At 60.5% G+C, this 13,730-nt stretch carries 13 protein-coding genes and 2 pseudogenes; 11 read left to right on the top strand and 4 right to left on the bottom strand.

Annotated elements, in window-relative coordinates:
• The first annotated feature begins 1,192 nt into the window (after positions 1-1,192).
• The 7 genes from GNZ13_RS32590 to GNZ13_RS32620 all read left to right on the top strand — a co-directional run bounded on the left by GNZ13_RS32590 (position 1,193) and on the right by GNZ13_RS32620 (position 7,076).
• Positions 1,193-1,696 carry a DUF1097 domain-containing protein gene (locus tag GNZ13_RS32590; protein ID WP_172172256.1) on the top strand — a complete coding sequence of 168 codons (504 nt, stop codon included), beginning with the start codon at positions 1,193-1,195 and terminating at the stop codon, positions 1,694-1,696.
• A 203-nt stretch (positions 1,697-1,899) separates the two neighbouring features.
• Positions 1,900-2,946 carry a CobW family GTP-binding protein gene (locus GNZ13_RS32595; protein WP_172172258.1) on the top strand — a complete coding sequence of 349 codons (1,047 nt, stop codon included), beginning with the start codon at positions 1,900-1,902 and terminating at the stop codon, positions 2,944-2,946.
• Between the two features lie 97 nt (positions 2,947-3,043).
• Positions 3,044-3,787 carry a nitrile hydratase subunit beta gene (nthB, locus tag GNZ13_RS32600; RefSeq protein ID WP_172172260.1) on the top strand — a complete coding sequence of 248 codons (744 nt, stop codon included), beginning with the start codon at positions 3,044-3,046 and terminating at the stop codon, positions 3,785-3,787.
• Positions 3,788-3,823: 36 nt separating this feature from the next.
• Positions 3,824-4,447, top strand: a complete 624-nt coding sequence (gene nthA / locus GNZ13_RS32605) for a nitrile hydratase subunit alpha (RefSeq protein ID WP_172172262.1) — start codon at positions 3,824-3,826, stop codon at positions 4,445-4,447.
• Positions 4,448-4,456: 9 nt separating this feature from the next.
• A complete protein-coding gene (locus GNZ13_RS32610) occupies positions 4,457-4,810 on the top strand; it encodes a nitrile hydratase accessory protein (protein ID WP_172172264.1) in 354 nt (117 codons plus the stop codon).
• Between the two features lie 41 nt (positions 4,811-4,851).
• On the top strand, positions 4,852-5,901 hold the full coding sequence (locus tag GNZ13_RS32615) for a HoxN/HupN/NixA family nickel/cobalt transporter (RefSeq protein WP_172172266.1): 1,050 nt from the start codon (positions 4,852-4,854) through the stop codon (positions 5,899-5,901).
• A gap of 92 nt (positions 5,902-5,993) precedes the next feature.
• Entirely contained in the window at positions 5,994-7,076 is a 1,083-nt protein-coding gene (locus tag GNZ13_RS32620; RefSeq protein WP_172172268.1) for a GlxA family transcriptional regulator, read from the top strand.
• A 253-nt stretch (positions 7,077-7,329) separates the two neighbouring features.
• On the opposite strand, the gene GNZ13_RS32625 is transcribed toward GNZ13_RS32620, so the two are convergent.
• The 3 genes and pseudogenes from GNZ13_RS32625 to GNZ13_RS32635 form a co-directional block, all read right to left on the bottom strand.
• Positions 7,330-7,908, bottom strand: coding sequence for a class II aldolase/adducin family protein (locus GNZ13_RS32625; RefSeq protein WP_328807332.1), 579 nt, complete (start codon positions 7,906-7,908; stop codon positions 7,330-7,332).
• A gap of 38 nt (positions 7,909-7,946) precedes the next feature.
• Positions 7,947-8,123: pseudogene (locus tag GNZ13_RS32630) on the bottom strand (VOC family protein); the annotation flags it as partial.
• 56 nt (positions 8,124-8,179) lie between these two features.
• Positions 8,180-8,658 (bottom strand): annotated as a pseudogene (locus GNZ13_RS32635) (LysR family transcriptional regulator); the annotation flags it as partial.
• Between the two features lie 102 nt (positions 8,659-8,760).
• Here GNZ13_RS32635 and GNZ13_RS32640 point away from each other — a divergent pair.
• From GNZ13_RS32640 to GNZ13_RS32650, 3 genes are all read left to right on the top strand, one after another.
• Positions 8,761-9,159 (top strand): VOC family protein, encoded by a 399-nt coding sequence (locus tag GNZ13_RS32640; protein ID WP_172172270.1) that lies wholly within the window; start codon positions 8,761-8,763, stop codon positions 9,157-9,159.
• An 18-nt stretch (positions 9,160-9,177) separates the two neighbouring features.
• A complete protein-coding gene (locus GNZ13_RS32645) occupies positions 9,178-10,326 on the top strand; it encodes an alkene reductase (RefSeq protein ID WP_172172272.1) in 1,149 nt (382 codons plus the stop codon).
• Positions 10,327-10,831: 505 nt separating this feature from the next.
• Positions 10,832-11,800, top strand: a complete 969-nt coding sequence (locus GNZ13_RS32650) for an NAD-dependent epimerase/dehydratase family protein (RefSeq protein WP_172172274.1) — start codon at positions 10,832-10,834, stop codon at positions 11,798-11,800.
• A gap of 133 nt (positions 11,801-11,933) precedes the next feature.
• Here GNZ13_RS32650 and GNZ13_RS32655 read toward each other — a convergent pair whose 3' ends face one another.
• On the bottom strand, positions 11,934-12,548 hold the full coding sequence (locus tag GNZ13_RS32655; RefSeq protein WP_172172276.1) for a TetR/AcrR family transcriptional regulator: 615 nt from the start codon (positions 12,546-12,548) through the stop codon (positions 11,934-11,936).
• Between the two features lie 170 nt (positions 12,549-12,718).
• On the opposite strand from GNZ13_RS32655, the gene nudC reads away from it, so the two are divergent.
• Complete coding sequence (gene nudC / locus GNZ13_RS32660) at positions 12,719-13,684, top strand: NAD(+) diphosphatase (protein WP_172172278.1); 966 nt, start codon at positions 12,719-12,721, stop codon at positions 13,682-13,684.
• Positions 13,685-13,730 lie beyond the last annotated feature (46 nt).

The raw sequence follows: 13,730 nt of genomic DNA on the forward strand, positions 1-13,730 counted from the left end.
GGGTCCCTGAATAGGAATGGCGATCGCACTGCGACGCGCCAATTGCTTGCCTGACTGATGTTCTTCTGTCGCTGAGTCTTTGCCCCGCCCTGTTCCGCCTGGAATACTCATAGTTACCGGCCCCTTAGTAGCCCGTTGCAACCGTTTCGTCGGCGCACGGCATGGCAAATAGTCCTATGCCAGGCGGCAAGCACCGTTTTTCTTTCTGGCGACATCTTGAGCACTATGTGAGACGAAGGCCGCCGAGCTATTCGCATCGAATTCGGCATCTCCCATTATTAAACCGTGTAAGGGAAAGAAAGTTAAGTGCTCGTTGGGAACTTTCTCATAGGTCTTTTCATTTGTCTACAAAAAGCCTTTTGCGATATCTGGGCATTACTAAATTTAACAATTGGTGGACCAGTAACCTATTGCGGATTCGCCTTTGTACTGCGTCGTGTGATGCAGCATAGTGTTCGTATTGCGCCATGAATCGCTGTCAACGGGTTGCCGACGCCTGGTACGAAAGTCAACGATGTGTGAAACCCAAGGATTGAAAGCCTTACACGCCCCAAACAGGTCAAACGTCCGCCAGGATTTCCTGACATCTCACTAAGGAGTTTCGTAATTTTTTCGGTATTTTTTAAGTCAATTTCGTGAAACAATTCTTATTAATTAAATTCATGCAAGACAGATAACGAAGACTCTTCTAGTCTCGCCATTGTTCTCACGCCCTTGTGAAAGCTCGAGAGTGAAAATGAAATAAAAATGAAATAAAGATTCATTCGGTAGCGCTGTGTTCCCAGGGCATTGTCACGTTGAACTGTTCGAGACGCAGTACCGGAGAAGCTGCGCATGCGACGGCCGCCCCACGAGCAGGGCAAGCTCGCGACATCCCACACTGCACTGCCTGGCGCACCCGCACGCGTCCAAATCGATGCGCAACGCACGGTTTAAGTGACGCGCGCACCACACTGGATCGATCGGAAGCCCTTTCGCCAGAGATCGCGTCATCGCCACAAGCTGTTCGTTTGGGGCTTTGCTGTCCGTCAAGCAGCGTTCATTCCATTTCGGACATCGGGTCCTTCGTTTCCGGTCAATCGTGTGTACGACACGGACAGCGACGCGAGTCCGGCCTGGAAGTCGCTAGAAATGCGCCGTGCAAACGCATGTCCGCATCCATCAACGCATCGATCGTCCAAAGGAGAGAGTCATGAAACAGCCCGAGGCATACACGCTCAGCATCGGTGTGCTCGCAGTCGTCGATACCTGGCTGACCGGCACGGTCTTCCCCGTTCCGGTCTGGGTCACGTTCATCGCGTGGGCATCGTTCTTCGTGCTCGGCGGAGGTACGGCGGGATTCGTCAAGAGCGTCGCGTCGAATCTCACCGGCCTCCTGATCAGCTCGCTGACGCTGTTCGCGATCGCGACGACTAGCAACACCGCCATCGCCATCGCCATATGCGTCGGCATCGGCAACGCGGCGATAGTGCAGGCGTCGAAGATCAAACTGCTCGACGTCCTGCCGGCGATCGTCTGGGGCTTCGCCTCGACCGTCGGCACCACCGTGGCCACCGGCAAGGCGATCACCACCGCGGGCCTGTCCAACCCGGCGCTGGTCGCCGCCGCCGCGCTCATGACGGGCGCGGTGTTCGGGTTCGTGTCGGAGGTAATCGGCAACGCGTTGACGTTCAAGCGCGAAGTGCGCCTCAACTAGCTTCGCGGGCGGCCGCTCGCGCCCGGCACGCAACCACAGGAAGAAGCCGATCTGTCCGTATCGGATGGTTTCGACATTTTTCGCCATCCGCACATGCAGTTTCTGCCAACGTTGTTACGCGGCGCGACAGCGGCGGTTTTGCCGCGTAAAAGCCGTTATTTTGTTGATATATCAGCGCTGCGAGGCGCCCACGGAGTCGCGAGATGCGTATCAGGAAGATCCCAACCACCGTCGTTACCGGCTTCCTCGGCGCCGGGAAGACGACCCTCGTCAACCACATTCTCGACCGCACGCGGCCGACGCCGATCGGCATCGTGGTCAACGAGTTCGGCGAAGTCGGTATCGACGGGCAACTGATCGTCGCCGACGAGGAAGCGGTCATCGAAATCAACAACGGCTGTGTGTGCTGCACGGTCCGCAGCGACCTCGTCGCGAGCGTGCTGCAACTACTGGCGCGCTACGGTGACAGGCTCGAGCGGCTGATCGTCGAAACGTCTGGTCTCGCGGATCCCGCGCCGGTCTTGCAGACGTTCCTCGCCGATCCCGACGTGCGCGAGCGCGTCGAACTGGAATCGGTGATCGCGATCGTCGACGCACGGCACGCGCACGGCCAGCTGAGCGACGACACCGCCCGTGAGCAGATTGTGTTCGCCGACCGCATCGTGATCAACAAGACGGATCTCGTCGCACCGTCCGCCCTCGCCGCGCTCGAGTCGAGCATCCGCGCATTGAATCCGACCGCGACGCTCGACTTCGCGATGCGGTCCGCCGTCGCGATCGATACGCTACTCGGCCAGCGCAGCTTCTCGATCGACAACCTGCTCGCCATCGAGCCCGGCCTGCTCACCGAAAGCGAGCACGATCACGAGCACGACACGAGCATCGCGTCCTGCGCATTCCATATCGCCGGCGAGCTCGACGGCGTTCGCTTCAACCGCTGGGCGAACCAGCTCGTGCAGTCGCATGGCGCGGCGCTGCTGCGGATGAAGGGCGTGTTGAACGTGAGCGGTGAAGCGCGGCGCCTGCATTTTCACAGCGTGCACATGCTGATGGAGACAAGTTTCGGCAACGCCTGGACCACAGACGAGGCGCGCGAGAGTCGCTTCGTCGTGATCGGCCGCGCGCTCGATGCAGACGCGCTCCGCGCAGGTCTGCTCGATTGTGTCGCCGGCGCCGCAGCGACCGTACCGGCTTCGGCCGGCCTGCCGGAGTCCGCTGCGCACCCGACTTTGGCAGACCTCTCAGGCTAACGGCAACACCGCGCCACACGAGCGCAACCAACTTCCAGCGTCACGCGACCAATGCGCTTCTCCGCGCAGGACCTTCATCATCCGTTAGGAGTACACCGTGAAACTACAGCATCATCTTGGAGGCATCGAGAACCTCGGACCCGTCAATCTCGAGACGCGGGTCTTCGTCGAGCCATGGGAGCAGCGCATCTTCGGGATTCACACCGCGATGATGGCCGAGAGCGCGCATCTCGCCGATGCATTGCCCGCCTATTCCATCAAGGACCTGCCTACCACGTTCAAAAGCGACTGGACGTGGGCGTCGCTGCGCACCGGCGCGGAAGACATGCATCCGTTCGAATATTTCAAGTATCGCTATTACGAGAAGTGGCTCGGGGGCATCGCGCAGTTCTTCGTCGACTCGGGCTATATCAGTGCGCCGGAGCTCGAAAAGAAAAGTGCGTTCTATCGCGCGCAACCGAATGCCGCATTACCGGATCGTCCGAGCGCGCCGATTGCCGCGCAGATCAACGCGTATCTGCAGCAGGGAGATTCCGGTTATCACGAACCCGATCGCGCGCCGCGCTTCGCAGCAGGCGACAAGGTTCGCATTGCCGATCCGGAGGCGGTCGACCACACGCGCCTTCCCGGCTATCTGCGCAACAAGACCGGCGTGGTCGACGTCGTCTATCCGGGCAGCTTCTCGTACTTCGTGTCGACGGGCGCCGACGGCATCGGCAAGCCGATGCCTGTCTACCGGATCGCATTCGACGCCGCCGACATCTGGGGCTCGGGTAAGAGCGAACCCAACACGACCATCTATGCCGACCTGTACGAAGCCTACGTACAGGCCGCCAACTGAGCGCAATTATCTTTCATAGGACCGGAGGGAAACGACATGGGTGAAATCTTTGGCTATCGGGACGATCGCGAGGCAACCAGCGCAGCGAAAGTGCGCGCGCTCGAGGCACTTCTGATCGAGAAAGGCGTGATAGGCACCGATTCGGTCGACACGGTGCTGCGTCATTTCGAAACCGTCGCGGGGCCATTCAACGGCGCGAAGATCGTGGCCCGTGCGTGGGTCGATCCCGAATACAGGAAGCGGCTCGTCGCGAATACGCCGGGCGCGATCGCCGAACTGGATCTGCCGGCCGGCATGACCGGCGCCGAAGGCGAGCACATGGCGGCGGTCATCAATGACGAGCAGGTACACAATCTGATTATCTGCACGCTGTGCTCGTGCTACCCGTGGCCGGTGCTGGGCCTGCCACCGTACTGGTACAAGGACCCGGTGTTCCGCGCGCGCGGCGTGCGCGAACCGCGCGCCGTGCTGCGCGAGTTCGGTGTCAACGTGCCGGACACGAAGGAAGTGAAGGTGTGGGACAGCAGTGCGCAGATCCGCTGGTTTGTGATTCCCGAACGCCCGGCGAACACCGAAGGCATGAGCGAGGATGAACTTGCCGCGCTGGTCACACCGGAATCGATGATGGGCGTCGCGCTCGTCACGGCACCGCTGGCCTAGGAGCGCGCAATGTTCACGCGATTCGAGGAATACGCCACGGCATCGATGCTCGGGGATCCGGACTCGCCGCCTCGCCTCGACGGCAAGCTGCTCTTCACCAACCGTTGGGAACGAGACGTGTTCGGGCTTGCCCTGTCGCTCTCCAAAACAGGCTGTTTCGAGTGGGAAGCGTTCAGGCAATGCCTGATCGCGTCAATCGCCCGATGGGAGGCGCTCGACTGCACGAACCAGCCGCGCTGGGACTACTACGAGCGCTTCCTCGAGGCCTTGCTGAGCGTGATCGAGTCGAGCGGCACGCTCTCCGCGGCCGAACTCAAGCTTGTGCTGGCCGCCCGCCAAGCAGCGTCCGCCACCATCTGCTGATCCACGACATCAAATAGCACAGACTGCAAAGGAAACCCGCCATGACTACCTTAACCGGAACCGCCCGCCCCGCCGCTTCGACGCGAGGCAGGATCGTCACGATGTATGTGGCACTCGGGCTGATCAACCTGTTCGCATGGGCGTGGGCATGCGTCGTCCTGCGCACGTCGCCGGCACTGGTCGGCACGGCGTTTCTCGCGTACAGCTTCGGCCTGCGTCATGCGATGGATGCGGACCATATCGCCGCGATCGACAATGTCACGCGAAAGCTGATGAACGATGGCAAGCGCCCCGTCTCCGTCGGCTTCTTCTTCGCGCTCGGGCACTCGCTTATGGTGGTCGTCGGCGCCGTCGTTGTCGCGATGACAACGAACGCGTTGGTTCACCATTTCAATGCGTTTAGGGAAACGGGAGCAATGATCGGCACCGTGGTGTCGGCGTCGTTCCTGCTTGGGATCGGCGCGGTCAACGTCGTGCTGCTGGCGGACCTGGTGCGGGCCTTCCGTCGGATGAGAAGCGGATCGATGCAGCCGATCGGCGATCCGCGGCTGCTGCAGTTCGACGGCAATCTACTCGCGCGCGTTTTCAAGCCGCTGTTTCGTCTCGTTCGCTCGAGCTGGCTAATGTTCCCGCTCGGCATTCTGTTCGGGCTCGGCTTCGAAACCGCGACCGAAGTGGCATTACTCGGCACTTCGGCGTCGCAGGCATCGGCAGGCTTTTCGATGTGGACGATCCTCGTGTTTCCTTGCCTGTTCGCCGCCGGCATGCTGACCGTCGACACGACCGACGGGATCCTGATGCTCGGCGCCTACGGCTGGGCGTTCGTGAGGCCGCTACGCAAGCTGTACTATAACGTGACGATCACGTTGATCTCGACGGTCATCGCGCTGCTGATCGGCGGGATCGAAGCGCTTGGCATCGCGAGTCAGGCGCTCAGCCTGTCCGGACCGTTCTGGCATTTCGTCGATACGCTCAACGACAACTTCGGCATGCTCGGCTACGCGATCGTCGGGATCTTTATCGTCGGTTGGATCGTCTCCGCGTTGCTCTATAAACTCAACGGGTACGATCGGGACGTCACCACGGCCTGACCGGCGCGTCGCGCGGCATATCGCGCCGCCAGGTCGCCGCGCGACGATCCACGTTAGCGTTCAACCGTTTCACGTATCCGCGGGTGACTTCGATGAAGCGCATCAAGATCGGCATGGTGGTATTTCCCGGCTTCCAGCTGCTCGACATCGCGGGCCCGCGCGATGCATTCGCCGAAGTCCGGATCCTGAGCTGCGGCGAGTGCGAATACGAAATGCTCACCGTGGGTACGACGCGCGGCACCGTGCAATCCTCCAGTGGGCTGACGGTAGTGCCGGATCGCACGATCTTCGACGTATGCCCCGAGTTCGACACGATCATCGTGCCGGGTGGCCTCGGCATCTTCGATGCGTTCGACGACCCCGCGCTGAGCGAATGGCTGCGCCAGCAGTACCGGCGCGCGAGGCGGGTCTGCGCGATCTGCAACGGCCTGTTCGCGCTTGGGCCCGCCGGTCTGCTGGACAACCGCGTGGTCACGACTCACTGGATGGACGTCCCGAGGCTCTCGGCGACCTTCCCGAAGGCACGCATCGAGCCCGATCACATCTATGTCAACGACGGCAGCATCTACACGACGGCCGGCGTGACCGCCGGCATCGACCTGTCGCTCGCGCTGATCGAGGAAGATTTCGGCAAGGTGATGGCGCTCGACGTCGCGAAATACCTGATCGTCTATCTGCGCCGCGCGGGTGGGCAGTCACAGTTCAGCCCGCTGCTCGAGTCGCAGGCGGCGCCGGGATCGCAGACGACTGCGCTGCAGCAGTACATTCTCGACAACCTGCATGTCGATCACACGGTGGCGTCGCTTGCGCAACGCGTCCACATGAGTTCGCGCAATCTCGCGCGGACTTTTATCAAGGAATGCGGCGTGACGCCAATCACGTTCCTGAGCAACGCGCGCATCGACGCCGCGCGGCGCTATCTGGAAGCCACCGATCTGTCGCTGCGCGAGATCGCGAAGCGCTGTGGATTCGACGGCACCGATGCGCTGCGCCGCGTATTCGCGCGCCGACTGCAGATCAATCCCGCCGAATACCGCGACCGCTTTCGCACCGAAACCAAGGCGCACGCCGGGCGCGCGCCGCGCAAGGCAAAGCCTGCGGTCCAGAAGGCGCCGAAGGGGCCCGATGCGCGTAGCGCATCGAGCGACGCACTGGTATCGCACGATCTGCATTAAACAGCTTCAACGCGTCGCGCCGCCACTCCCGCATCCACACCTCGAGCAGACAGCTTCCGCTAAGCCCTCGCAGGCGCAAAAGGCGTACGACAGAACAACGTTTGACGACGACCGCCGCAAAGTGATGCAGGAATGGGCTGACTACCTTGATCACCTCTGCACGGATATGCCGTAACGAATCAAAACAGCGGTTGTTGGCGGCCCCGGCGAGCCGTCGAATCGTGCGCGTGCGGCTGGCAGCAACGCCGCTGGTCTAGTCCCGATACCCGGGATCTATCCGGTCGAGCTTGCGTCTGAGTGCCGCGAACTCGATCGTCCCTTCCGGCACGCGTTGCATACCCTGGAATTCGCCGAGGTCGTTGCGCGATCTGGTCGCCACCGGCGCGCCGATCAGATTTGGCGTACCGCAGGCAGCGGCATCAACCTGAATCTGGCACGCCCGCTCCAGCCGGTATAGCCGCAGAAAACATTCCGCGACCGATGCGCCTGTCACCAGCAAGCCGTGATTGCGCAAGATCAGTGCTTTCGCCGAGCCCAGCGAACGAACGATGCGTTCCCGCTCGTCGAGATACAGCGACGCACCTTCGTAATCGTGATAGCCGATGTTTTCGTAGAACACGGTCGAGAACATGGAAATCGGCAGCAGGCCTTCCTTGATCGCGGCGATCGCCATGCCCGCACGCGAATGGATATGCATCACGACCAGATTGCCCGCCTCGTGCATCATGTGGATCGCCGAATGAATCACGAAGCCCGCGTAGTTCACCGCGCTGTTCGCGCCCGAAACCACCTTGCCGTCGACGTCGATCTTCACGAGGCTCGACGCCTTCACCTCGTCGTAATTCTCGCCGAACGCGTTAATCAGGAAATGGTTCTCGGCACCGCAATGACCCGAATGACGCGCGAGTCTGGAAAGATATCCGCGTAGAAAGCAGCGGCCTCCTCAGCTTCCTTGGAGTACCAAAGAAAAGGCGTGATCTTCTGAATCGTCATGGCAAATCTCCTGTCAGTGTTGGCTAAATGCGGAGGCAAGCCGCATGCTGCCATTGAGACGACGAGGGAAGACCATCAAAATTGACACGCCAAGAAGGAAAATTTCACTTTCCTGCCACTGCCCACTCGCGCGCGAGCGCACCGTCGTTGGTCTCCCTGGCATTTGCAACGGGCACGGTATAAGTCTCGACCTCACCGCCGCGCGTGAACCGCCAGTCGTTCGCAGGCCCGGATGCCGTCGCGAGAATGATGCAATCAAACCGCTCCAAAACATGACGGCCGCAATCCGAGGTAGCCGAAATCCGCTCCTTTCCGCGAACAATGCTCCGACCGGCATGCAGCGCCGCATGAGCATCCTCCAGGGACTGAAGCGCCTGCTGACAATGCAGCAGATAAATCCGCCCCTCCTCTGTGAGCCTTAGCTGGCGCGTCGTGCGTTCAAAAAGCCGCGTATGCAGAGTCGTCCCCAGTTTCACCGGGCGCGTGCACTCGCGGCAGCGGGAGACAGCCCGAGCTTGCGTCCGGCCGCCGATAGCCCGCCCAGGTTCGCCGCTTCGACAAAAAGCCGGATGTCGCCGAGGTTCTCCACGATATTTCTGCTTTTTTTGAAGATCATTCAAATCGTACGCCAATTATCAAAGTGCGCTGAGCTTTGCACAATGTGCAACATCGGTAATCAGCCAGCGCCCCCATGAAGCTCGACCACGCAACCATCGTTACCAGGGACCCCGAAAGTACGCGGCGTTTCCTTTGCGGCATCGTCGGTCTGAGCGATGGTCCGCGACCTCCTATCCGAGTAGGTGGCTACTGGCTGTACGCCGACGGTCGCCCGGTCATCCATCTGGTCGAAGCGACCATTCCCGCCCTCGCGGGGAAAGCCTCACCTCGTATCGACCATATCGCCTTGCGTGTCGATGACGTCGCGGAGTGGGCGGCGCTCGTCGATCGGATGGGATCAAACAACGTTTCCTACACGCTCTCCGAGGTACCGCTTTCAGACGAACCTCAGCTCTTCGTCTCGCTGGCACCTGGCGTTGCTATCGAAGTCGTAACCCAGTTAAGCAGGTCCATTTCAATCATCGTCGACTAAGCCTGGAGATCCGCGATCATGACTACTACCGCCTCGCCACTTTTCACACCGATCACAGTCGCCGGCCGCAAGCTCGCTCACCGCGTCATCATGGCTCCCATGACGCGTGCGCGCAGCTCTCAGCCCGGTGACGTGCCCAATGCAATGAACGCCCGCTACTATGCCCAGCGTGCCTCGGCCGCCCTGATTGTGACCGAAGCCTCCCAAATTTCGCCACAAGGCAAGGGCTATTCCTTCACGCCGGGCATCTACAGCCCCGAACAGGTCGCCGGATGGCGACTGGTGACCGATGCGGTTCACGCCGCCGGCGGCCGGATCTTCCTGCAACTCTGGCATGTGGGCCGCATGTCCCACCCGGAGTTCCACAACGGCGAGTTGCCGGTCGCTCCTTCCGCCGTCCCCTTCGACGCCCAGATCTGGAAGGTTGACCCGGCCACCGGCGTCGGCGCCATGTTCGACTGCCCGACCCCGCGCGCACTGACCTGTGACGAAATCAAGGGCGTAGTGAACGATTTCCGCCAGGCTGCACGTAACGCATTGGCTGCTGGCTTCGACGGCGTCGAGATCCACGGAGCCAACGGCTACCTCGTCGACCAGTTCCTGCGTACGACATCCAACACGCGCACCGACGAATACGGCGGCTCACGCGAGAACCGGTTGCGCTTTCTTAAGGAAGTCGTCAACGCCGTAGCGGACGAAGTTGGCGCGGAGCGCACGGCCATTCGCCTGGCTCCGTTCCTGACCGCACGTGGCATGGCCTGCCCGGACATTCTGCCGACCATCCTCGAAGCCACCGAATTCCTGCAGGCACGCGGCGTTGCCTATCTACATCTGGTCGAGGCGGACTGGGACGACGCACCGCAGTTCACCGCGGAATTCCGCCAGGCCATCCGTGCCCGCTTCACGCGGCCGATCATAGTTGCCGGCAACTACGACGAGGCGCGCGCCGAATGGGTTCTGTCCAATGGTTATGCCGACCTGGTCGCCTTCGGCCGACCGTTTGTAGCCAATCCAGACCTCCCGCGCCGGCTCGCCGAGGGCCTGCCGTTAAGCACCTTCGACGGCAGCACGCTGTTTGGTGGCGATGAGCGTGGCTACAGCGACTATTCAGCGTCGCCGGAAGTCGAAGTTTCCGACAGAGCCACACAACTAGCAATTAGCGCCTAGTTCAAAACGTGCGGAATGGCATTACAAATTATTCCCAATGCAAGGGGCAGAAAATGTTTGTTTATCGCGGCTCGACCGCCCTGATTACCGGTGCGTCGAAAGGACTAGGGAAGGTCTTCGCGGAAGCGCTTGCTGCACGTGGCCGGAATCGGTCGTTCAAAAAACCCTGAAGGCCTTCGACCAGAGAAAAGCTGTCGCCTATCCTGGACGGACAAGCGTGCGAGCCACTACCTGGCCACCTAAAATACCATTTGATCTTTGAATTCATAATGGTATTCTTGAGGAAGCAGCTTGACTCAAGCCATCTGCACCGCCATATCAGACACGGCCATCCATATAGTCGAAGCCCGGACTCTGAGCAGCGCACAACACAGTTATCGCGTGACCCGGAGCACACTCAACTCAACGATTCGCCGGATCCGGACGGCGGGTTTAACTCTCAGATCCAACGGATTGTGGATATGAGACATCAGGAAAGAATTCTGAACTATCAAGGAGAAATGCAATGAAGATTCTCGTGACCGGCGCGACCGGTTTTATCGGTGGCGCTGCCGCCAGGGCGCTCGCCAAACGTGGACACGAGGTCTTCGGCCTCGCGCGATCGGAAGATTCTGCCGGGAGGCTTCGCCTTGCCGGAATCACCCCGGTTGCCGGCGACTTTGCCGACAGCGCGAGTCTGATCAAAGCGGCCAACGAAGTCGATGCCATTGTCAGCACGGCAAGCATTGGCTCACTGGCGGGCAGCGCTGAAACGTTCGCGCAGGATCGGGACGCGATTCGCGCCATGCTCGGCGCTATCGAAGGAACGGGCAAGACTCTGATCTTCACCAGCGGCTCGGCGGTTCTTGGCATCGTCAATGGAGGCGAGGCGACGCCCAACGTCTTTGATGAAGATGTGGATCTGCCTTTGCCACCCTCGGTCTTTGCGCCTGCGTCAGCAAATGTGCCACCGGTGATGGTCGAAATGTTCGGCGCAGCCATGGCCGCGCGCGTCGAGACGGAGAAGGAAGTAGCGAACGCCTCGGGCGTCCGCGGCATCGTGATACGTCCGGGCCTCGTCTACGGACACGGCGGCAGCTATGACCTGCCCGGTCTCATCAGGATGGCTCGCGCTCAAGGGGTCGCTCCACACCTCGGATCCGGTGCTACGTTGCAAGGATACGTTCATGTCGATGAACTCGCCGAGCTGTATTGTCTCGCTGTCGAACGCGCGCCGGCGGGTGCGGTGCTGCACGGCGTCGCAGGTGAAGTGAGCCAGCGCGAACTCGCCGCCGCCGTTAGCCGCATGATCGGCGCCGGCGATCGCACGGCAAGTCTTGAATTCGGGGAAATGTTCGCGACTGGCGGCCCGATCGGCGTGAGTCTTTCCTTGAACAAGCGCATGTCGTCAGAAAAGACGCGACATCTGCTGGACTGGTCGCCGACCCGCACGGACATCCTGCACGACATCGAGTTCGGGTCGTACGCCACCTGAGTTCGTTGCGGTTGCACCGATAGCAGAAAACCGCAATCCCCCTCCTCGAAGCCAATGCTAACGGCGCCGTGTCAAGCTCTGCTTGCGCGGCGGCCCACCACAGGCACCAGACCGGCGTTGCTCGCAGCGCCAGCTACTTCGTCAGAAAGACCTGCAGAAGTTCATCGATCACTCTGCCTGCCTGATTACGGGATCTGGATTTACCCATCGGACGCTGGAGGCTCAGGCCATGGGCCAGCGCGATAATACACGCCGCAAGATCCGCGGCATCAATCGGAAGATTGGCTGAAGACACCTTGAAGTACGCGCGCAGAATACGGGCGAGAGTCCGTATCTGTTGCTCCTGAAGCGCATAATAGTGCTCTGCAAACTCCGGACTGCGGCGAGCCTGCAACTGAAGCTCCGTGGCAAGAACGGGACAATCGCTTTCCGAATGCATGGTGGCAAGCCATTGGCTGATCGCCTGATAGAGTTCCTGCGGCTCCAACTCGACGATCTTTTCCAGCGCCGCCATGTCGCGCTCCATGTTGAGTCGCAACAACTCGAGGAACAAGTCCTCCTTCGTCGAGAAATTGGAGTAGATGGCGCCTTTCGAGAGGCCTGCTTCTGCAGCGATGATGTCGACCGAGGCGCCACCATAGCCGAGCCGGGCGATCGCGCTCTCGGCCGAGGCCAGCAGCCGCTCACGCGTGAGCGCTTGCTGTTCAGCACGACTACGGCGAACTGGACGCTGGACTTCCATTTGCATTTTGAAGTTTAACCAGTATTTAGAATGTTACTGTAAGTTGTAACTTATTTTTGCCGTTTAGGAAAGCCCTTTGCATGTGCCGTCTTCGCCTCGCCTTCGTCCGGGTGCCGTAAAACGCATCGCACGGGACCCAACGCCAACCCGGTGTAACCGTACCGAAAGATACTCCAATGTCCATCCGTGATCAGTCCACCGCTATCGGCTTCGCGTTCAACCCGCTCGACCGGCGAAACGAAAAACGCGACGATGCCGCGTTCATCGAGAGTTTGCGAAGCGATCCGTCAACGCGCTTTATTGTCTTCTCCGCGGATATCCCAGTGCTGAAGCGCGGCAGTGAACATGACATTCTTTTCTCGGCAAGCGAAGTGTCTGAGTTCGGCCCCCCTGTTCAGGTCGTTTTTCTAGGACAGGCTGACACCGGGTCGGCATGCTTCGCCCTCGGGTTCGATCAGGGTGTGTTCGATCCCGCTTCACTGTCGACACGCTTCGAACTGATCGATCTGCGTTCAATTGCCGTTGGCGGCCTGGCCTCGCCCGGTCTACTGGGCGCACTCGCTCAGGCAAAAGCAATGCTCGATTGGCATCGGCGCCATCGCTTCTGCGCGAATTGCGGCCAACCAAGCCGGGCGTCGACCGCAGGCTGGCGACGTTCGTGCGACGCTTGCGGATCGCAACACTTTCCGCGAGTCGATCCGGTCGTGATCATGTTAGGCATCAACGACAATCACTGTCTGTTGGGACGTCAGAGTCAGTTCGCAACAGGAATGTACTCGGCGCTTGCTGGCTTCGTTGAGCCCGGCGAAACGGTGGAAGACGCGGTACGTCGCGAAGTGCTTGAGGAAACCAGCGTGCATTGTTCTCAGGTCGCCTATTTCGCATCTCAGCCCTGGCCGTTTCCATCATCACTGATGATCGGCTGTTTCGCTCGGGCGAATGATACGGAAATCATCGTTGACACGACAGAACTGGAAGACGCGCGCTGGTTTTCACGAGAGGAAGTCGCCGCGATGTTGTCCAGCACGCACGCTGGAGGACTGTCCGCACCCAAGCCCTTCGCCATTGCACACCATCTGCTCCGCGCGTTCGCCAGTGAAGGCGCTGCGGTTCTACGCGCTACTGAACCGGCTCCGTCCTGAATCCGTGCGTATCACGTCGAACAGAAGCCGGTAGCCTCCGATCGCT

Source organism: Paraburkholderia elongata, from assembly GCF_013177735.1.
In the GTDB taxonomy this organism is placed as follows: domain Bacteria; phylum Pseudomonadota; class Gammaproteobacteria; order Burkholderiales; family Burkholderiaceae; genus Paraburkholderia; species Paraburkholderia elongata.

Excerpts from the sequence above, each read along its gene's own strand:
- GNZ13_RS32590 (WP_172172256.1), top strand. The coding sequence starts at position 1,193 with ATGAAACAGCCCGAGGCATACACGCTCAGCATCGGTGTGCTCGCAGTC.
- nudC (WP_172172278.1), top strand. The coding sequence starts at position 12,719 with ATGTCCATCCGTGATCAGTCCACCGCTATCGGCTTCGCGTTCAACCCG.
- nthA (WP_172172262.1), top strand. The coding sequence starts at position 3,824 with ATGGGTGAAATCTTTGGCTATCGGGACGATCGCGAGGCAACCAGCGCA.
- GNZ13_RS32650 (WP_172172274.1), top strand. The coding sequence starts at position 10,832 with ATGAAGATTCTCGTGACCGGCGCGACCGGTTTTATCGGTGGCGCTGCC.
- GNZ13_RS32655 (WP_172172276.1), bottom strand. The coding sequence starts at position 12,548 with ATGCAAATGGAAGTCCAGCGTCCAGTTCGCCGTAGTCGTGCTGAACAG.
- GNZ13_RS32595 (WP_172172258.1), top strand. The coding sequence starts at position 1,900 with ATGCGTATCAGGAAGATCCCAACCACCGTCGTTACCGGCTTCCTCGGC.
- GNZ13_RS32610 (WP_172172264.1), top strand. The coding sequence starts at position 4,457 with ATGTTCACGCGATTCGAGGAATACGCCACGGCATCGATGCTCGGGGAT.
- GNZ13_RS32645 (WP_172172272.1), top strand. The coding sequence starts at position 9,178 with ATGACTACTACCGCCTCGCCACTTTTCACACCGATCACAGTCGCCGGC.
- GNZ13_RS32640 (WP_172172270.1), top strand. The coding sequence starts at position 8,761 with ATGAAGCTCGACCACGCAACCATCGTTACCAGGGACCCCGAAAGTACG.
- GNZ13_RS32615 (WP_172172266.1), top strand. The coding sequence starts at position 4,852 with ATGACTACCTTAACCGGAACCGCCCGCCCCGCCGCTTCGACGCGAGGC.
- GNZ13_RS32620 (WP_172172268.1), top strand. The coding sequence starts at position 5,994 with ATGAAGCGCATCAAGATCGGCATGGTGGTATTTCCCGGCTTCCAGCTG.